This is a genomic window from Streptomyces sp. WG7 (assembly GCF_049975785.1).
Classification (GTDB): domain Bacteria; phylum Actinomycetota; class Actinomycetes; order Streptomycetales; family Streptomycetaceae; genus Streptomyces.
On the sequence record NZ_JBNGGE010000043.1, the window covers coordinates 47,012 to 68,088 of the forward strand.

Genomic DNA, 21,077 nt, shown 5'->3' on the forward strand with positions numbered 1-21,077 from the left:
TTCGCCTCGTTCACTGCCACCTTGTTCTCCACTCGTCCGCCCGCTTCGTCCACCGGTCCCCCGGACCGCCGGTCCCGAGGGGCGGCAGGCCGAGACTCTCCCGCAGCCGGGCGGCGAGGCGCCCGGCCGTCCTGGGGTCCGTTCCGTCCGCCGCCAGGAGGACGGCGAGCCGGCGCACCGCGTCGCGGTACGCCTCCCCGGCGTACCGCCAGTCCGCGAGCACGGAGTCCGGTTCGCCGTCCGGCAGTACCAGTCCGAGTGCCGTGTCCCACGCCCGGGCGGCGTTCGGGTCCGGGGTCGCGCTTCCGAAGGCCGTGAACGCCGAGCGCCAGATCCGGCGCGACACGGTGGCCGCTAGGGCGTCGAGGGCGTCCGGCCACGGGCCGGGGCGTGCCAGCAGCAGCCGCACCTGGTCGAGCGGCGCCAGTCCGCTGCCCCGCACCCCGCCACCGAGTTGCGCCTCGACGTCCATTCCGGGGGTGACCTCGATGCCGGCGTCCCGCAGTTCGTCCAGGGTGACGATCTCGGCGCCGGTGAACCCCGGCGGGGTGCCGGGCAGGTCCTCCGCGCTCACCTGGCCGGCGATCCACTGGCGCCGGGCGTCCTCGGACGGCGGCGCCTGGGGCGGGGTGCCGTCGCCGGCCGTGATGACCTCGGGGGCGGGTCCGGAGGGCTGGGCCGTGGGTGCGGACGCGGGCGCGGGCGGACGGGTCTGCGACCAGTGGGCTCCCGTGTCGTCCTGGGGCGCGGTGATCACGAGGAGGGTCTCGTTCACCGCCGGCCGCCGGTCGAGGAGCCGGAGGGGCCTCGTCGGCAGCCACACCGTCCGGGCGGCTCCTGTCCGGGCGGCGATCGCCTCGGCCAGGTCGGCGTCCCCCGGCGGCGCCCCGACGGGGACGACCGTGACGTCCCGGTCCAGCCGTGCCAGGACGGGATCGTGGGAGAGCAGTTCGGCGATCTCCTCGTAGGGCACCGGGCGGGTGGTGCCGTCCGGCCAGGGCATGTCGACCTGTCCCGGGTTGGTGCCGCTCATGTCCAGTACGTATCCCCCGGGATGGGTGTTCTTCCCGGCGCCCTTCCGGTGCCAGGGTGCCAGGGACCCCCGGCTGTCGCTCAGGCCGCCGTCGGGGGAGATCACGTAGCGGTCCGCCCAGAGGCGGCCGGGTGCGGGCTTCCCCGTCCAGCCGCGGCCGGCGCTCGTGCCGTTCACGGACGTGATGAGGGTGCGGTCGTCGAGCGCGCCGTGGCGTTCGAGGTCGTACGCGGCGAGCACGGTGGGGTCGTGGGCGTCGCGGCCGAGGGCCGCCGTCGTGGCCGCCAGCAGGAGGAGGTCCGCCCGCAGGGCCTCGTCCCTCGGATTGTCGCCGGTGGGCAGGTGGAGCGCCTTCGTCGTCAGGGCGTCGGGGTCGGGGTGGTTCTCCACGCTCTCCACGGCCTGGACCGTGGCCCACAGCGCGTGCTGCCGGTCGGTCGCGGTGACGGGCGCCGACGTGCGCAGTCCCAGCACCTGGCGGGTCCACCGGTCCGGATCGTGGCGGCCAAGGAGGTCGCGGGCCCGGTCCACGGAGGGCAGGGGGACGAAGCCGGGCAGCGCGGACCGCGGGTCGGCGGCCAGGCGCGCCGACGCGGCTTCCAGCGTCGTCCGTACGTCGTCGGGGTCCGGCGGCGCGGGCCGGGTGCCGGGGGCGGTCGTCAGGCCGTGGTGCGCTCGGGTGACCCGGTCGAGCAGGTCGAGCGTCAGCTCCCCGTACTTCCGCAGGTTGCCGTCCCCGCGGCGCATGACCTCCAGGGCGCCGATGCCGCGCAGCAGCCGGCGGTACGTGCCGGCCGGGTCGTCCTTGTCGTGCTCCACGTCCGTGCCGAACGTCGACCGGAGGGCGCGGACCAGTCGCAGTGCGGTGTCCCGGGCCATGGCCGGGGTGAAGTCCGGGGACGTCTCCAGGCCGGCCTGCGCGGCCAGGGTGTCGAGTTCGTCCGGGGTCGGTTCGGGGCGCAGCTTCACCATGTCCACCGGGTCGTTGGCCGGGGTGGTGGCGATGCCGTGGTCGTACAGCTTCCCGTTCGCGTAGCGGCTCCAGTGCTCCCTGTTCGGGGCGTACACGTCGCGCCGTGTCACGTTGGAGACGTCCTGGGCGGCCGACGAGACGGCGAGCGGGTCGGGGACGAACGGGCGGCTGCGCTTCAGGTCGGCGGCGGTGTGCCCTTCCGGTCCGCTGCCCCAGCAGGACAGGAACACGATGGGGGTGTCCTGGTCCAGTCGGGTCACGCTGCGGCGCCGTCGGAGGTAGCCGCCGGTTTCCGCACCCCGCACCGGAACGTTGTTCTGGAACATGTTCTCGACCATGAGGGTCTGCCCCGGCAGGCCGTGGACCACGAAGAAGTAGGGCTTTCGGCCCTTCCACGGCACCGGCCGGGGACTGCCGACCGGCTCACCGGTGACCGGGTCGTAGGCGGACCACTCCGTCGACCGGGTCAGTGCCTGGAGCCACGGTTCGCGCCGGAGCAGGTCCGAGCCGTTGACCACCGCACGGCCGACGGGCCGGCCCTCGTCGGTGAGGGTGACCGACCTGACGTCCGCGTCCCGGAGGGGCCGCCCGTCGATCGTGCGCAGGATGTCCTCCCCGGGTTCCGGCCGTCCCTCGTCCGGTCCCAGGTCGTCGGGCTCGCTGGCGATCCACTCCCCCATCGGCTCGCCCATCGGCTCGCCCGTCGGCTCGCCCGTCGACTCGTCGTCGAGGGCACGGTCGTCGGTCACCTCCATACGGTGCCGGCCGGTGTCGGGGTGCGGCTTCAGGGCGACCTCGCCGCTGTGCGACCACAGCGTCCTGCGCGTGCGGGCCGCGGCCCTGCGCGGCAGGTCCAGTCCCATGGCTCCGGCGTTCGGCGAGACGAGCACCACCTCGGCGGTGTCGTCCCGGCCCGCCAGTTCCTCGTCCAGCGCCAGCAGTTCGGCGAACTCCTCCGGCGACAGCCGCCACCGCCTGCTGCCGTCCGGCAGGACCAGCCTGACCTTCGTGTGGTCGCCGTCCTTCGTTCCGATCACGTACGGGAGGGGAGCGTCGGGCCGTCGGGCCCACGGCGACGGCTGGGGGTCCCGGCCGTCGCCGTCCACCACGTCGTACGAGGAGACGTCCGTGTCCCGGGCGGGCCGGCCCGTCCAGTTCCGGCCCAGCGGGGTGCCGTCCGGGGCGGTCAGGCGGGTGGCGTCGGACAGCAGGCCCCGTCTGCCCAGGTGGTACGCGGTCAGCGCCGCCCGGCCGGTCGCCCGGCCGGCCGCCATCGCCTCGTCCACCAGCTCGTACAGCGCGCGTACGCGGTTCGACAGGTCGTCGACGTCGAAGCGCACCGGTGCGGGGGCGGAGTCCGTGGACTCACCGTCCGAGTCGCTGTCGGCGTCGCTGTCCGAGTCGCTGTCCGAGTCGGGGTCGTCTTCGGGGTTGTCGTCGAGGTGCAGGAGGTTCGTGGCGAGCCGGTCCGGTCCGGTGAAGTAGTCCGCCTGGCCGAAGTCCTCCGGGCTCAGTTCCGCCAGCCGGGCGGCCGCCTCGGACAAGGGGGAACGGTCGACCGTGATGACCGCCCGTCGCCGTGCCGCCCGCCCGGTGGCGCCGTCGACCGGGCCGACGGCGCCGATGTCCCGGCCGCCGCTCTCCGTGGTGATCGGGAAGTCCTCGGCCCGTACCGTGCCGCCGCGTACTTCCGCGACGTTGCGCACGGCCCGCTCGTTGAGCTGCAGCTGACGCCGGATCTCGTCGAGGAGGAGGTCTCGCACGGCGTCCGCACGCTGCCGGCCGACCGTCTCGGCGTGCTCGACGGCGTCACCGGACAGGGCGAAGCGCGGGCCGTTGCCGTAACCGGTGACCGTGATCGCGGGGAGCCGGAGACCGGCCCTGAGGTCGCGCAGGCCGGACACGACGATCTGCTCGGCCAGGTCGGCGAGCTGCCGCCGCTGGTCCGGATCGGTGACGTCCCGGTGGCGATGTTCGAAGGCGACCCGGGACCGGGACGGGGGCAGCGTCGGGGCGGGCTCGGCGGGTCCGTCGTCGTCCGACACCGCCATGTCCTCGGTCTCGGTCTCGGTCTCGGCCTCGGTCTCGGCCTCGGTCTCGGCGTCGGCGTCGGCGTCGGCGTCGGCGTCGGCGTCGGCGTCGGCGTCGGCGTCGGCGTCGGCGTGATTCTCGATGTCGACACCGACATCGAGCGGGTCGTCTTCGGCGTCGGGCTCCGACCGGGGTACCGGGTGGACCGGGTCGTGGTCCTCGGGGCCCAGTGCCATCGACCGTGTCTTCGGCGGCTCGGGGGCGGGCTCGGGCGGAGGCGGGGGTGCGGGGACGGTCGCGGCGGTCTTCACCTGGTCGGTCCGGACGACGACGCCCAGCCTGGCGCTGAACAGGCCCGCCACGTTGGTCAGCCAGTCGGCGGCCTCCGCGGCGTTCAGGTCCGGGCGGACCGACTCGCTCATGTAACGGCCCGACTTGTCGTTCACCACCCAGGAACGCAGCTTCGCGCTCCAGCGGAACTCACCGGACACCCGACTGCGGCCGGGCAGCGTCCGGCCGGCCGTCCCCCCGCCGGCGTCGGCGAAACCTGCGGCGATGCCGGTGTGGCCCAGCCCGTCCAGCGTCCCGCGCAGCGACTCGGCCGTCAGAGCGGGGTCCTTCTCCCGCATCCCCGCCAGCAGCGCGTCGAACTGCTCCGGTGTGACGACCCCGCTCAGGTCCTCCGTGCCGAGGATCACCCGCCCGTCCTCGGTGACCGTGTACAGCCACACCGCGTCCCGGTTGCCGGTGATCAGCAGGTCCGGATCGACCTCGTCCAACGGCACCCACAGGGGATTGAGCCGTACGTCGCCGTCCCGGTCGCGTTCCTCGTCCTTGATCCGCTTCGGGAGGACCGGGTCGCCGAACCGGTCGCGGGCTCCCGCGTCGCTGCCGTCGTAGTGGCCGCTGCCGTCGTAGTAGACCTCCGTCTGCCGCGTGGCGTTGTCGGGCCCGGCGCCGCTGACCCGTCGGACACCCGACGGGAGCGACCGCACCACGTCGACCCGCAGGTCGAACGCGTGCGCCAGCAGGGGCAGGAAGACCTCCCCCGCCGGCGTGCCCCAGCGCTGCTCCCAGTTGACGACGGCGTCCAGGAGCGTGGGCAGTTCCGTGTCGTCCAGCGGCGCGGCGCTCTGTGTGTAGGCGGTGCTGAGCAGACGGCCCAGTGCGCTGTCGTGGAGGTCGTCGGGCGTCGGCAGCAGGCCGTGCCGCTCGAGGTGCTCGAACATCCGGCGCGGGCTCAGGTCCTCCGCCTCCGCCTCCACGGCGGCCCGCGCGTCCTGCGGGGAGCTGCCCGGGCCGGCGGGCTGCGCGGCCACGCGGGCGTCGACGTACCGCCTCAGCAGGTCGGCGGGGTCGAGGGCCTCGGGGACGGGGACGTGCCGCACGCCGTGGTGGGCGAGGAGGGCGAGCATCTCGGCCCGGTTCATTCCCTGGACGCGTGCGGCGAAGGCGTCGGCGACCGTCTGCCGGAACTGGCCGACGATCTGCGGATGCAGCCGTCCCGCGCTGCGGCCGACGTAGTCCTCCGCGTAGGACCGCATGGCGTGGAGCGCGGCCTGCGCGGGGCCGGTCGGTGGCTCGCCGGTCCTGGCGCGGAGCGCGGTCTGACGGCGCAGTTCGGCGCGTACGGCGTCGGGGTCCCCGAGCAGGTCGTACGCGGCGCGGTCGGTGGCGGCGAGGCCGCCCAGGCGACCGCGGATGTGCACGGGGTCGCCGGCCATGAAGGAGTACAGGAGGCACTCGCCCGTGCCGGGCACCGGCACCCGGCGGCCCCTCGCCCGGCCGCTGTCGTTCTCCGGCTCGGAGGCCCCCTTGCCGTCCCCTTGAAGCGGAACGTTCGGCGGCTGGGCCTTCGGCTGCCCGGCCTTCGCCTTGGGCTCCGGGGGCTGCGAGTCCTTGGGCTCCGGGGGCTGGGGGGCCTTCGGCGCCGGGAGCTCGGGAGCCTTCGGCGCCGGCGGCTGGGCGGCCTCCGGCGCCGGGAGCTCGGGAGCCTCCGGCTCCGGGAGCTGGGGGGCCTCCGGTGGCAGCGGCTGCGTGCCCGTCGGCGACGACTGCGTGCCCGTCGGCAGCGGCTCCGCGCCCTTCCGCGGTGTCCGGGCGGTCGGCAGGGCCAGTTGGTAGTGGCGGTCGTCGAGGCTCAGCACCACGTGTGCGCCGGAGTGTGCGGACGTGCCGACGAGTCCCTGGAGGCTGCCGACGCCCGCCGGGTCCTCGGGAGCGAAGTCCTGGAAGGCGCCGTCACTCCCGACCACCGTGACGCGTATGCCGAAGGTCCGTGCGGCGAGCAGCGGCAGCAGGTCCGCCGCGGCGTGGTTCCAGCCGGCCTCGGAGGCGGCGTCGCCCCGGCGGAGGAGCTGGGCGATCGCCAGTTCGGCCCGTACCTCGGGAGTCAGGTCGACGGCGTGCGGGACGAGGCCGCCGAGGGCGTCGAACTCACGGCGGGCGGGTGTGCCCGCCGCGAGGTCCAGGTTCGCCGCGGCGATCTCCTCCGCGCTGAAGGCGTCGGTGTGGTCGGGGGTGACGGCGGCCAGCAGGTCGTCGTCGGCGTGGTCGGTGAGCCAGGAGGCCATCCTCCGGCGCAGCTCGGTCATCGCCCGTGGGTCGTCGAGGTCGATGCCTTCCGCGGCCGGCAGTCCCGGGGCGGCGCGTTCGAGGCCGAGGGCGAGCGCGCGGAAGAAGGCGTCACCGTCCCTCGGCACGTCGTGGAGCGTGTACGTCTCGTTCGTGGGTGACGTGAGGACGGTGTCCGGTCCGGTACCGGTCCTGGTGTAGCGGGGCGGGGCCGGGCGCTCGGGCTCGGGCGCCTTGGGCGGGGCCTGGTAGGTCACCTCGGGCGGCTCGGCGAGACCGTCCAGCTCCTGGCGGCCCTCCGCGGTGGCCGCGAGCCGGTGCCAGCGGGTGAGCTGGTCCGCCCCGGCCCGTACCCGGTGGTATTCCGCCGCGGCCTTCTCCGCCGTGTCCCTGAGGGCGGCCAGCTCGGCGCGCCGGGTGTCGAAGGCGTCGCGTGCCGTGTCCCGGCGGGCGGTGGCCTCGTCGAGGGCCCGGCCGGGCGCTCTCGCGGACAGCAGGGCCGCGTCGAGCCGCCCGTCGGCCGCCGTCTTCTCGGTACGCGCGGTCTCCAGCCGCAGACCGGCCGCCTTCCGCAGGTGCCCGGCGGTCTCTTCCGCGTCGGCGAGGCGGGCCAGAGCGGCGTCCTGTTCGGTGCGCAGGAGTTCCGCCCAGCCGTCGTGCTCGGGTGCGGCGTACTCGTCCCCGGCGAAGGCGTCGACCTCGGCCTGTGCGGCGGCCACGGCCGCGTCCGCGTCGCCGTGGTCCCGGCGCGCGTCGGCCTCGGCCCGGGTCAGGGCGTTGTCCGCGTCCTCGGCCCCCGTCCGGGCGAGGCCGACCGGGCGGGCCGCCGCGCGGGCGGTCCCGGCGGCCTCGTCGAGTGCGGCCTGCGCGGCGTCGAGGTCCGCGCGCAGCCCGGCGGAGGCTCGCCGTTTCTTCCAGTAGGCCTTGTCCGCGTCGACCCACGCCTTGCTCGCGCTGTCGACCGCGTCCCACGCGTTCGAGACGCTCTCGGGGAAGTTCGCGTCGGTGATGATCCGCAGGTCCCGGGCGACGTCCTCCCGGATCCAGGTGACGACGTACGCCTCGGACTCCATCGCCTGCGGGCCCGGCCTGGCCCTGCCGAAGGTGCCCCGCAGGTGGTTCGCGAGCTTCGAGTCGACGATGCCGCGGTGCACGGCGCCGACGCCGGTCCAGGTGGCCGGGACGGCGAACAGGAAGGACCGGCCGGTCCGGGGCTTGAGGTTGCGCGAGGTCAGGTGGTCGTCCCCGACGGGCATTCCGTCGCCGTCGAGGTCGTTGGGGCCGGGGCCGAAGGCTCCGATCTGGTTGAGGCCGGCGTTGTGGGGAGAGTCGTACAGGAAGCCGCCGCCGAGGCTCGCGGACTGGCTGTGCTCGACGGACGACGACGTGCCGGCGTTCTCCCCGTACCGTCTGAGCACCTCCAGCTTCTTGCCGTCGGCGACCGTCAGCAGCAGCGCGCGGCTGAAGTCGGGCGCCGAGCGCAGCGTCAGCCGTCCGGTGTCGGTGCCCACGAGGGACTTCTCGGTCAGTCCCGCCACCTGGTAGCCGTCCGGTTCGGTGGTGCGCGGGAAGAACGCCGTGAGCGCCGTGGAGCTGGTGCCGTCCTCCAGCGCCTGCGCCGAGCCGGTGCCGAGGCGGGTCAGTCCGGTCTCCCTGGTCCTGCGCAGGAGTTCGGTGAGGGTGGAGGCGTCGGGACCGTCCTCGGCCTCCAGGGACCGGAGGGAGAAGCCGGCGTCGTACGCCTTGGCGAGGAGGAGGTCGCCGGCCATGCGGATGTTCTCGATGCCGATGATGCCGCGCGGGTGCATGCCGTTCTCGGGGAAGGTGAACGGCCGGGTGACGCCGTCCCCGTCCCGGACCGTCGGTCCCTCACCCGCTCCGGGAAGCGGCACCGGCCGGGGCGGGCCGGCCAGGGCGGGGTCGGCCGCCGGGTCGGGCGCGGGCAGCAGCCGGGCGGCGGCCGCGGAGGTGCCGGTCCCCTCCGTCTCCGTCCGCGCCGGCTCCATCAGGCTGAGCGGCACGTGCTCGCGCAGCGCGCCGACGTCGTCCTCCTCGACGATGCGCAGCCGGCCCCGGAAGCGGTCGAGGGCCGTGGGCTTCGCCTCCGTCGGCGCCGGGCCGGCCGGCGCGCCGGTGTTGGGGGTGTCGTCGGCCTCCAGGGTGATGCGCATCCGGTACGGGGTGACGATCTCCGCGTGGGGTTCGGTGGACGCCGCCCGGTAGATCGTGACGGTGGTGACCGTGTGACTCGACGCGACGCTCTTCCGGTTCGAGCCGCCCTCGGTGTACGTGGGTCCGGCGGCCGGGACGTGGGTGTCGCCGGTGTACACCATCTGGCTGGTCAGGAGGCCCAGGTCAGCGCCGGACGAGGACTCCGAGTTCCGCTGGGCGGTCTCGATGGCCCGCCGGTTCTCCTCCAGCTCCGCGCTGTGGTCGAGTCCGTCGAACACGGGCGTCCCGGGGATCAGTTCGACCCGTGCCCGCACCCGCCGGCTGCCGATCCGGACGCTGTCCCAGCCCCAGCCTCCGGCGGTGACCGGTGTCGACGGACCGGTGGTCGTCATCTCCCCCTTGAGCGCCCGTGTGGCGCGGCCCGTGACCAGCTGCCGGACCCGTTCCCGGCTCTCGTCGTCGAGCCCCAGTTCCCGGATCCGCTTGTCGAAGGCGAGCAGTACGTCCGTGGGGTCCAGCGCGTTCACCGCGTACGTGCCGAAGGCGGCGCCGCGCATCCAGGGCTGCGGCGTCCAGACCTGACCGGTGTAGCGGGGGACGTCGCCCATGCCGTCGTCGATCAGCCCCATCCGGTGGGCGCTCTTCTCCGGCAGGTGCCCCAGCAGACCGCCCGGGCTGGTCAGTGCCGTGCCCGCCGCTCCGGCGAGGGAGCTCGGCACGAGGGCGCCGGCCGCCGCGGCCGTTCCGATGCGGCCGGTGCCCAGCCGGCTGGAGAGCAGCGCGAACCAGTGCCGCACGTCGCCGGCGACCAGCACCTGGTGGGTGAAGCCCTTGCGGTTCATGTCCGCGACGACCGTGCGGACGACGCTGAGGCTGTGCGCGTGGGACGTCGAGAGGGGGTTGGCGACGATTCCGTACGCGCCCATGAGGCCGTGTCCCGGATTCTGGGCGACGGAGTAGACCAGTTGGCCGCCGAAGACGAAGCCGGTGCTGTTGCTGATCTTGCCGGCCGCCTGACGGGTGCCGCCGAGCGTCATCTCGGTGTCCATGGACATCGACGGTGTGAGGGCGCGCAGGTTCCCGACCGTCGTCGCGTACCTGAAGGTTCCCCACAGCTCGCCGTACGGGCCCTTGCCCAGCAGGCCGCTGCCCACCAGGCCCAGCGGCCCCGAACTCTGGTCGAAGCTCGACGCCAGGTACTGGGGCGTGAAGGTGCGGACGATCGCGTCCCGGGTGGGGGCGCCCTCCTTCACCAGTTGCCAGGCGCTGCCCGACGCCGTCCGCAGGACCCGGTCCACCTCCGTGGTCAGCGTGGGTGACAGCACCATGTTCACGATGACGAACGGGTGTTGCTGGAACTCCTTGAACTGCGGGGTCCCGCGGTCGGCGAGCCGTCCGGCCGGCTGTTCCGTGCCGGTGCCGGCGGGCAGCACGAGGTCGCCCTTCGCCAGGGCGAGGGCCCGCTCGGTGGGCATGGCCGTGGGGGCGGGCTCGTCGGACAGGTACGGGTTGAGCGCCCCGTCCGCGTACGGGTCCGCCTCGGGCGTGTGCTGGACGGGGACGCCGATGAGCACCTGTCCGGTCAGGGGACCGCCGCCCACGCCCCGCGGCCGGCCCGGCTCCGTCCGGCCGAAGAGCACGTTGACCGGCTCGTCCAGGACCAGCAGTCCCGGCAGTCCGAGGCCGAGGCCGCGGATCAGGCCGCGGGGCCGCCAGTAGCCGCCCATGGTCGCGGTGAGGGACAGGTCGTAGCGGTACAGGTGGGTGGGCTGGTTGCTCACCGACATCGGTTCGTTGGTGACCGTCGACCCGAAGGCGGTCTCCGCCTCCCACTGCCATCCCCGGCGGGCGCCCAGGGTCAGCCCGAGTGTGTTCCGGGGCAGGCCCGCGAAGCCGTCGACGGTGTTGTCGCGGCCCGAGAAGGTGCCCTCGAAGCCCAGGTCGACACCTCGTTTCGCGCTGCTCTGGCCGTCGAGCCGGTCGACGCCCTGGGCGCTGAAGCGCATTCCCTCGTCGGCGTCCTTGCCCTCGTACCGCCGCCCGGTCAGCGCCCCGTGCACCCGGACGGTGTAGTGGGTCTGTCCGACGGAGTCGGGGTCCGTGAGTCTGATCGGCAGACCGATCGTGGTCAGCGCCTCCAGGTTCGCGGTGACGTTCTGCTGGGACAGCACGCCGAGGACCTGCAGGGTGTTCTGGAGCGCGATCCGGTACTTGACGGGATCGGTCCACCGGGGCGGCATGGGCAGGCTCTGGGCTGCCTGGAGCACCTGGTCGGGCTTGCGCCCCAGCAGGTCGTTGAAGCGAGTGCGCCAGCCCTTCGGCAGGTTCGGCGGCAGCAGCTGGTCGAGGGGCACCACCAGTCCTTGGCGCAGATTCGAGATGGCGTCCACCACGCCGTCGGCGAAGGCGTCCAGCAGGGTGCGGCCGACGCCGTCCGCCGCGTCCGGTGTGACACGGGTGCGCAGGCCGTCGTCGAAGGTGAACTCCTTCACCCGGTGCATGCCCAGGGTGCGCGGGCGGTCCACGGTCAGGTAGGCCGGGACGTACGGCGGGGCCGCGCCGTTGCGCAGGGCGAGTGACGTCCCGTCGTCCCATCCGGCCAGCCGCCGTGCCTCGGAGCTGGTCATGCGGTCCAGGCTCCAGGTGAGGAAGCGCGTCGGCGGTGCGTTGTCACCGGCCCGCCGGACCCGCACCGACTTCACGACCAGGTAGAGCGCGGTCCTGGGGCCCTTCACCTGTCCGGCCGACTTGAGGGTGCCGGCCGCGCCGAGTCCGACCGACCAGGTCTTCGCGTACGAGTACTGGGCGGTCGGCCCGAACTGGAGCCGCAGGTCGAAGGGGGCCGTGCCCGGATCGTGGAAGTTGAAGGCGGGGCCGGCGACGGCTTGCAGCAGCAGGCTTCTGCCCTGTGCCCGGCTCCGCTCGCTGCGGACCGTCGAGGTGTTGATGTCCCGCATCTCGGCCTGGTCGGTCTCGCCGACGAGCACCGCCGTCCGCGGAATCAGTTCCTCCACCACGAAGACGCCCAGCGGTGACTTCTTCTTGTCGTCGGCGAACAGCGGCGGGGTGGTGATCCGGCCGCGCGTCATCGTGCCGCCGTGCCGCTGGAAGCTGTCGCCGGAGAAGAAGATGTCCAGCTCGGTGTAGGCCGAGCTGCCGGGGAGCGCTCCGATCTGTCCGGCCGCCCAGTCGCGGATCGCCGCGACGGGGCCGAAGCCCTCGGTACGGACGAAGCGGTACTGGGAGTTGCGGTCCAGGTCGATCGTCCGGGGGATCCGGCCCGGCTCCGGCATCTTCGTCACGCTGTCGGGCAGCCGCACCGAGAGCCCCTTGCGGATGGCGAAGGCGAACCGGGCGGGCGCGGCCGGGTCGGTGTCGGTGCCCGTGACGACCCGCCCGGCGGAGTCGGTGACGCGTATCTCGTAGTGGATGTCGTCCAGGTACGCCCGCGACTTGTCCAGCGTCCGGGTCTCCATCTGGTTCATGCGCTGGTCGGTCAGGGTGTAGCCGACCTTGTCGATGAAGCCGAACCGCAGGGCGAGGCGGCCGAAGCCGCCGAACGCCGCGGTGCCCGCCGGACCGATCGGCCCGCCGAGGCCGTACTGGGAGTTGGCCTGCATGTTCTTGGTCAGCCCGAAGATCGCGGCGGCCCGGTGCATGCTGTCGATCTTCGTCGCGTCACCGATGCCGTCGTCGAACGGGGCCCAGTTGCCGTGGTGACGCGCTCGGACCCACAGGACACGGGCCTTGCCGTCCGCGTTGACGTACGGGAACGGGCGCCCCTCGCCGTCCGCCAGCGTCTTCGGCTTGTCCCGGAGCGTCTGGCGGATGTCGTCCAGCAGCTGTGTGCCGGGCGCGGGCCGGGCGTCCGGCCTCGTCCCCAGTTCGCGGCCGATGGCGTCCAGGGCCTGGCCGAAGCCGCGCAGGACGACCGTGCTCTGACCGAAGGTGCTGGGACTGGCGAGGAGTTGTTCGAGCTCGGCGTCGGTCAGACCGGGCGGCAGCAGCGACTGGAGGTCGTCGACGTACCCGGGCATCCGCCGGCCGTCCGCGAACCGGGCCGGGGCGCGGCGTCTCCGTGCGGGCGGCGCCATGGCGGGGTCGAGGCGCGGGCGGTCCGGGGAGGGCGGATCGGGCTCGGGGGGCTTCGGAACGAGGGACACCGTCCGGTCCGGCTCCTCGGACGGAGCGCCGGCCGCGAACGTCGTGCCGGGGTCCGTCGCGGGCTTGGGGCTCGGCCGGACGACCGACCAGTCGGCGGCCGCCGGACGGCCCGGCGCGCCGGGCAGCAGGGTGGGGACGTACGGCCGCGACGGCCCGGTGGCGGCCAGGGCCACGCTGCCCCGGGAGGCCCATACGGCCCGGCCGGTCCCGGCACTGATGACGGTGCGCGGGTCGGTGTCCGGGGTGGGGCCGGTGGTCGGTGCGGTGGTCGGGCCGGTGGACGCTCCGGGGGGCGGGGAGGTGGCCGGGCCGGTGGACGCTCCAGAGGCCGGGGCGATGGCCGGGCCGGTGGACGCTCCGGGAGCCGGGGCGATGGCCGGGGCCGCCTTCGACACCGCCAGGACAATGTCCGTGCCGTCCGCGGGGCGGGTGTTCAGCACCGGGTCCCGCGCCAGGAGCTCGGCGACCTCCTCGTACGGGACCCGGCCGCGGAAGCCCCCGGGCAGGTTCATGAGCAGGTGGTCCCGGCCGCCCCCGGCCCACACCGTGTAGGCCGCGGGGCCGCCCGGCGCGCTCCACGGCGGTCGCTCCTGGCTCACGGGCCGGTAGCCGCCGTCCGGCTTCGGCGCGGCCACGACGACACGGTCGGTCGCCATGGTGGCGCCCGGCGGGGCCTGCGCCCAATGGCGGCCGACCGGCGCGCCGTTGGCGTCGCGGAGCTGGGTCTCGGGCGAGAGGGCGCCGAGCGTCTCCAGGTGGAAGGCGCCCAGTTCGGTCGGGTTGTCCACGTCGACGCCTACGGCCGCCGCCTGGGCGACCAGGTCGAGCAGCTCGGGCCGCCGGGACGGGTCCGGCAGGTCCAGATGCAGGACCCCGCCGGTGAGGGCGTCCGGGTCGGGGGTCCTGCTCTCCCATTCCAGGGCCTTGACCGTCGCCCAGAACAGCCGGGCCCGCTCGGCGTCCCCGACGGCCGCCGGGCCGTCGCCCAGACGCAGGACGCGGGCGGCCTCGGTGTCCAGGTCCTGGCCCGGGAGACCGCCCAGCCGCCGCGCCGCGGCGGTCACGTGGGGCAGGGCGACGAAGTCGGAGAGTACGGTGCCCGGCTGCTTCCGTACGGCGTCGACGGCCCGGGTGAGCAGGTCACGGTGGGCGTCGGGGCCCAGGGCACCCCGCGGGTTCGCATGGGCCGCGCGTTCGAACAGGTCCATGGAGAACGGGCCGAGGTCGCGCAGGGCCGGGTCGGCCGCCCGCATGGTCTCCAGCGCGCCGATCCCGGCGAGGAGATCGCCGTACCGGCTGTCGTCCTCGATCGCCGCGCCGAAGGCCAGCCGCAGCGCGCGGACCAGCCGCAGCGCCCGTTCGCGGTCGGCGTCCGTGACCGGCTGCGCGGGGTCCGTGTGCAGGCCCGCCGCGCGGGCACGGTCGTCGAGCAGGTCGCCGGCGGGCTCCGGCCGGTGCTCCACCCACGCACCGCGCCGCCCCCGCGAGTCCGTGTAGAGGCGGTGCACGAACGTCCCGTCCGGCAGCGTCGCGAAGCTGACCATGTGGGTGCCGCCGTACGTGGTCCGGCCGGTCTCGTTGGCGACGTGCTGGCTCTCGCTGACGGCCGCCAGCGGGTCGGGGACGAACGTGTCGTCGATGCCCCTGCGGGTACGCACCACACCCGGCGGCTTCGCGCTCGAGCACGCCTCCATCAGCACGGCGTGGTCCTTGGGGAGCTGCGCCAGGCTCGGACGCCGCTTGAGCATCCCGCCGGTCTCCCGCTGCCGGGAGTGGTGGGCCGGGTCCCTCATGGTCGGCACCCGCGTCGCGCCGGGACGGGCGTGGGCGCCGAAGACGTACACCGGCTTACCGGCGAACGGAACGGGGTCGTCGTCCTTGGCGGACTCCCCACTGGCCGGGTTGTAGTGCCACAGCTCCGACGACTCCGTCGCGAGCTTCAGCGCCGCGATCCGGCGCGGAGCCTCGGAGTCCTCGAACACACCTCTGCCGATGGTGGCGCCCCCGTCGGTGACGACGCTGTGCGACCGCACCTCGCGTTCCCAGGCGGGGGCGTTCTCGTACTCCGCCGGGTCGAGCACCTGGCCGGGAGTGCTGCGGATCCAGTCGGCGCGCGGCAGCCCCTCCCCGTACAGCAGGGAGACGACGTACGGTCGCGACGGGTCCGGCTGCGGGGACACCTTCACCGTGCCGTTGGCCGACCAGACGTCCCTGCCCACCCGGTCCGCCGCCTGGCGCGGGAGATCCAGGCCGCGAGAACCGGCCTCGGGCACGAGCAGCACCACGGGTGTCTGTGGGGGCAGCCCGGCGAGCCGGGGGTCGCGGGCCAGCAGTTCGGCGAACACGTCGAGGGGCACCTGGCGCGGGGCGCCGTCGTAGCCGCGTACGACGATCCGTTCGTGGTCGCCCTCCGCCATCACGACGTACGGCTTCGGCTCACCGGGCCGGTGCCAGGGCGCGGGCTGGACGTCACCGCGCCCCAGGGTGCCGTCGGGCTGCCGGGCGACCTTCCCCACCTCGGTGAGGTCGAGGCCGGGCATCGTGGTGTTCGTCCAGTTGCGGCCCCACACGCCGCCGTCGTCGGCGGTCAGCGCCTGGGTGAGGGACAGTGCGCCACGGAGCTCGAGGTGGAAGGCGGACAGGGCGGCCAGGCTGCCCGCGGACTGCACCGCCGGGTCCATCGCCACCCGGAACAGCTCGCTGCGCTGCGCGTCGGTCACCGGGTCGGCGGGGTCCAGGAGCAGCACCTGACGGGTCACGCTGTCCAGGTCGAGCGGGCCGTCGCGGAGCGCGGGGACGGTCTGCCGGAGCTGGTCGAGGTGCGCGAGGGTCTCCCGGAGGGCGGGGTGGAGGGGGTTCGTCGCGATTCCGGGGCCGAACACGTCCGTCAGCAGCCGGTCGTGCAGTGCCTCGGTGGCCGGGTCCGGCTCGGGCCCGGAATCGAGCTCGGGCTCGGACGCGTCCTGGTCGTCCTCCCAGTCCATGATCATGTCGACCGAGTCCGGGGAACCGGGCCCGGAGGACTCCCCGGTCGGGCTCTCGGCCGGTGCCCGGGAGCTGAGCGGCGTCTCGTCGACGGTGACGGGCTGGGTGTGCGGCACCTCGCGGGAGGCGACCGGGGTGGGCTCCGCCGTGGAGCCGGTGGTGGCCGGCAGTTCCTCGGACTCGGTCCGCACGGGCCGGTAGGGCTGCGGGACGTCGGACGTGGTCCGGGTCTCGGCCTTCGGCACCGCGGAGGACGGGCTGGTCCGCCCGGACTCCTCGGGCGCGGGGGTACGGACGTCGTCCGGGGCGACCGTGTCCGAGGCCGACGGCTCGGCGGTGACCGCCGGGTCGCCGGGCGCGGCGGTCTGGGACCGCGGCTGCGGGGTGGCGTTCGGCGTGGCGTGGACCGGGGACGTGGTGGTCGCCGGAGTGGTCGACGGGGCGGGCGCGGTGGAGGTCGCGAGGGGCGCCTGTGGGTTCTGCTGTTGCTGCTGCCGCTCCTCGGGAGTGAACCGGGTCGTGTCGTCGTCCGTCGGCCGCTGTCGCTCGGTCCCGTCCGGTGTGAAGTCGCCGCTGCCGCCCGTCCGGGTCGGGAGCGGCTCCGGGACGGAGGAGCCGACGGTGGCGGGCCTGTTCACCGGTGGTGCGCCGTCCGTGCCGACGGACCAGTCGGTCCCCGGGCTCCTGGTCACCGACGGGTTGAGGGTGGAGAAGACGGTGTCGGTGTCCGGGTCGTCCACGAGGGAGTCCCGGTAGGCGTCCGCGTACGCGTTCGAGGAAGGGGGGTGGTACGACGGCTTGCCCGCGTCCGTCGCCCCGGGCGCTCCGTACGCGCTGACGTTGTTGTCGACGCCGTGGACCGTGTCGTAGTCCGGGAGGGACGGAAGGGACGGAAGGGACGAGAGGGAGGAGACGGACGAGACGTCGGTGGTGTCGCTGAAGACGGACGCGGTGCCGCTGGTGTCACTGGTGTCGCTGACGTAGGAGTCGGAGTCGTCGCCGTACGTATCGCTGTACGTGTCGCCGTAGGTGTCGTCCCGGTACGCGCTGCCGCCGTCGTACGTGCCGTCGTACCGGTTCTCGTACTCGTACCGGTTCTCGCTCCCGTTCCGGTCATCGTGCCGATGGCCGCCGCCCGGCAGGTCGTTGATGTCGTCGGGGCCGAAGTCGAGGTTCTGGAAGAACTTGTTGTTCAGCCATTTCCCGCCGTACTCCGCACCCGTGGAGGCCGCTTCGAAGACGAGGCCGCTGAGGCCGGCGCTCAGGAACGTGCCGGGGTTGAGGGTGAACGTGCCCAGGAAGACGAGGCTGGTGAAGGCCTCGGCGAAGGTTTCCGCCTGCCCCTCGTTGACGAAGGTGAACGGGAGCTCGGAGGCTTCCTTCCAGAAATGGTTGTTCTTGAAGTACTTGTTGATGAACTTTCCGCCGACCTCTCCGAAGATGCCCCCAAAGAGTCCCGCGAACGCGCCGGCGACCGCCGACTGGCCGATGTCCTTCCAGTCGAACTTGTCGCGCCGGCGCTCCGGGTCGTCCGGCGCGGTCATGGAGATCAGCTGCGAGGCGAACGTGACGAACGCCTCCTGGATCGCCTCCAGCAGCACCGACAGCGGCGTGGGGACGGCGCGTCCCAGCCGCTGGAGCAGCAGCAGGATGGTGAGCGCGGTGCGTGCCTTCTGGATGGCGATCTCGGTGAGCGACGTACCGCCGGTGAAGACGGCCAGCGCGGCGATCAGCGCCAGTTCGATGTTCATGAGGATGAACTCGAGGAGGATCTGGTACTTCGCCTCGGACAGCTTGAGGGAGCGGTCCACCTGCTGCGCGCCCAGGTCCCGGAGTTCGTCGGAGAACTTCTGGAGATGGTTCTGGCCGTTGTCGTCGACGAAGAGCCTCATCGCGGCGACGAACTCGTCGGCGATCCGCGGCGGGAGCGAGTTCCCGGCGGTGGAGATCGCTCCCTTCATCGCGTCGGACAGGTCCCTGACGTCGTCGGCCAGCCGCTTGTAGGGGTTACGGCTGTCGAAGCCCAGGTCCTCGTTGCCGGTGGCGACGTTCGCGCCCACCCAGACCTCGATGAACTCCCGCAGGCCGGGCGGGAACATGATGGCCATTCAGCGCCTGTTCTCGCTCTCCGAGCCCTGTGCCTCGATGTCGTCCAGGGCCTGGGTCTGCGGCCGCTGCACATGGTCGGCCTCCGCGGCGACCGCGTCGACCAGCGCCATGAACCCACTGGTGATGGCCAGGACCGTGTCCGCCACCTGCTGCTGCTCCCGCCGGACCTGGTCGCCGACCGCGTTGGCGAACTCGTCGTCGCCGCCCTCCTCGCCCCACCAGCCCGCGTAGGCGGCGTTCCCGCTCTCGAACCGGGGCAGCATCTCGTCGCCGTAGCGCACGGCGTCGGCGAGGTACCTGGAACCCTGCAGAATCGCCTGGATGTCGGCGGAGTAGTTACCGGCCATGGTTACGCGCCCTCCTGCCGTCCCTGTCGTCGGTCGTCCGTGCCGCGGGCCGCCCCGGGCGGGGCTGCGGGTTCCTCGTCGTCCTCGACGATCTCGTCGCGGAGCCTGCTCATCGCCGTGGGCCCCTTCGTCACGGAGGTCTCGCTGAGCAGCGAGCCGAAGAGGGACTCCCAGTCGACGCCCATGCGTTGCGGGGCGGCGCCGCGCGCGGTCATCCTGGTGAGCGGGTCGAGCGTGGCGACGACCCGGCGGGCCATCTCGGCCCGCGCCGTGTTCGCGGCCTCCAGCACCGCCGCGGAGAGCTGGGCGGCGGCCATGGTCCGGTACTTGCCGTCGAGGAACTCCAGGCTGGTCAACTCGCCCTTCGCGCCGACGGAGACCCGCACCGACCGGTCCGCCGAACGCGCGGTGACGGACGCCGCGTCCAGCTCGGCGCGTGCCGAGGCCGCGGCCTGCTCCGCCGCCTTGAGGTGGGCCATCGCCTGGGCCACTCGGTCCTCCATCGGCTGACTCATCCCGGTCCCCTTCTCCTCAACGTCCCAGGGCCTGCGGCGCGCCGCCCTCGTCGGTGCCCCAGACGTCCTCGTCCTCGGCCAGCCACGTCGTCCGTTCCCTGTCCCCGCTCTCCGTCTGCGGCCTTCCCTCGCCCGCCCCGCCCATGGGCCCCATCGGCGGCATGAAGGGCGTGCTGCTGCTGGTCTGCGTGGACCTGGGGACGACGCGGTGCTCCTCGTCGTCGACGGTCGGCGTGGTGGCGGCCGTCCGGCCGGAGCGGCCGACCGTGGGCTCGATGACGGTCCTGGTGCGCTCGCCGCTGTTGCCGCCGGCCTCGCCGCCCGCACCACGCGCCATCGGCGGGTACATCCCCGGCGAGCCCGCTCCCGTGCCGGCGCCGGCGCCGCCGGCGGAGGCGCCCGCCGATGCGTCGCCGGCCTGCGGACGCCCGAGCGCCGAGGCGAGGTCGTCCTGGTTGTAGAGGTTGTCGTCGAACGCGGAGGAATACACGGAGCCCGCCGAGCCCGCCGAGCCCGCCGAGCCGGCTGAGCCCGTTGAGGCCCCTTGGTCGTAGGCGGAGAGGTCGGGGGGCTCGGGGAGGTCGGCGATACGCCGGCGGATCTGCTCGTCGATGTCCTTCTCGTCGGCGTTGATCCTGTCGTACTCGGCCTGGATGTCGCCCATCCGCTGGTCGTACTCGGCCTTGGCGTCCTTGCGCGCCTGCTCGGCCTCGGTGCGCGCCTCCTCGCGTTCCGCCTGGGCGTCGGCCTTCGCCCGGTCGTACTCGTTCCTGGCCTCGGCCTCGGCGGCGTCCGCCCGTTCGAGGGCTTCCCGTTCGGCGGCGTCGATCTCCGCGACCCGCCGGTCGTACTCCTCGCGGGCCTCGTTCTCCTCGGTGCCGGCGGCGATCTCACGCTCGTACTCCTGGCGTGCCTGAGCCCGTTCCTGCTCGGCGTCCTGCCGCGCCTGGTCCCGCCGTTCCTGGGCTTCGGCCTTCTCCTGCTCGTACTCCTGTCGCGCCGCCGCCTCCTGGCGGTCGGCGTCCTGGAGGGCGGCGTCACGCTCGGCGCGGGCCTCGGCCTTCTGCTGTTCGTAGTCGGTCTGTGCGTCGGCCTTGGCGTTCTGGGCCTCCAGCCTGGCCTGTTGCTTCTCCTGGAGGGCCTCGCGGCGGGCTTCCTCCTGCTGGGCCTCCGCCCTGGACCGCGCGTCGGCCTGCTCCTGCTCGACGGCCTCCCTCTCGGCACCGGCCCGGTCCCTCGCGGCCTCCTGCTCACGCTCCGCGTCGGCCTGCACCCGGGCCTGCTCCTGCCTGGCGGCTTCCTTCTCCGCGACAGCCTCCGCCTTCGCGGCCTCCTGCGCACGCTCGGCTTCGGCCTTCGCGGCCTCCTGCTCGGCTTTCGCCGCCGCCTTCTCCTTCTCGGCCTCCGCCTTGGCCGCGTCCTGCTCACGCTCCGCCTCGGCCCGCGCCCGATCCTGCTCCTGCTCGGCGGCTTCCTTCTCGGCAGCGGCCTCCGCCTTCGCGGCCTCCTGCTCACCTTCCGCGTCGGCCTGCACCCGGGCCTGCTCCTGCCTCGCGGCTTCCTTCTCCGCAACAGCCTCCGCCTTCGCGGCCTCCTGCTCACGCTCGGCTTCGGCCTTCTCGCGTTCCTGCTCGGCCTTCGCCGCCGCCTTCTCCTTCTCGGCCTCCGCCTTGGCCGCGTCCTGCTCACGCTCCGCCTCGGCCCGCGCCCGATCCTGCTCCTGCTCGGCGGCTTCCTTCTCGGCAGCGGCCTCCGCCTTCGCGGCCTCCTGCTCGGCCTTGGCCTCGGCGCGATCGGCTTCGGCCTGGGCCGCGGCCCGTTCCCGTTCCTTCGTCGCCTCGTCCTGCGCCTTCTGGTTCTGCGCGAGGACGATCGCCTGCTGCTCGGCTGCCGCCTGCTTGGCTTCGTTCTTCTCGCGTTCCTGCTCGGCCTTGGCTTCGGCCTTCTCCTTCTCGGCCTCATCCTTGGCGGCAGCCTGTTCCGCCTCGGCCTCAGCCTTCTCGCGTTCCTGCTCCGCCTTGGCCTCGGCCTTCTCCTTCTCCGCCTCATCCTTGGCGGCAGCCTGCTCCGCCTCGGCCTCAGCCTTCTCCCGCTCCCGCTCCGCCTTGGCCTCGGCCTTCTCCTTCTCCGCCTCATCCTTGGCGGCAGCCTGCTCCGCCTCGGCCTCAGCCTTC

3 protein-coding genes and 1 pseudogene are annotated in these 21,077 nt (G+C 73.7%); all 4 read right to left on the reverse strand.

Translation table 11 applies throughout. The features are described from left to right. Positions 1 to 10: 10 nt before the first annotated feature. Positions 11 to 18,040 carry a lonely Cys domain-containing protein gene (locus tag ACP4J0_RS30760; protein ID WP_426602000.1) on the reverse strand — a complete coding sequence of 6,010 codons (18,030 nt, stop codon included), beginning with the start codon at positions 18,038 to 18,040 and terminating at the stop codon, positions 11 to 13. Further along, positions 18,041 to 18,388 (reverse strand): hypothetical protein, encoded by a 348-nt coding sequence (locus ACP4J0_RS30765; RefSeq protein WP_426602001.1) that lies wholly within the window; start codon positions 18,386 to 18,388, stop codon positions 18,041 to 18,043. Between the two features lie 2 nt (positions 18,389 to 18,390). After that, positions 18,391 to 18,903 carry a YbaB/EbfC family nucleoid-associated protein gene (locus tag ACP4J0_RS30770; protein ID WP_426602002.1) on the reverse strand — a complete coding sequence of 171 codons (513 nt, stop codon included), beginning with the start codon at positions 18,901 to 18,903 and terminating at the stop codon, positions 18,391 to 18,393. Positions 18,904 to 18,919: 16 nt separating this feature from the next. Next, positions 18,920 to 21,077, reverse strand: a pseudogene (locus ACP4J0_RS30775) (hypothetical protein); the annotation flags it as partial.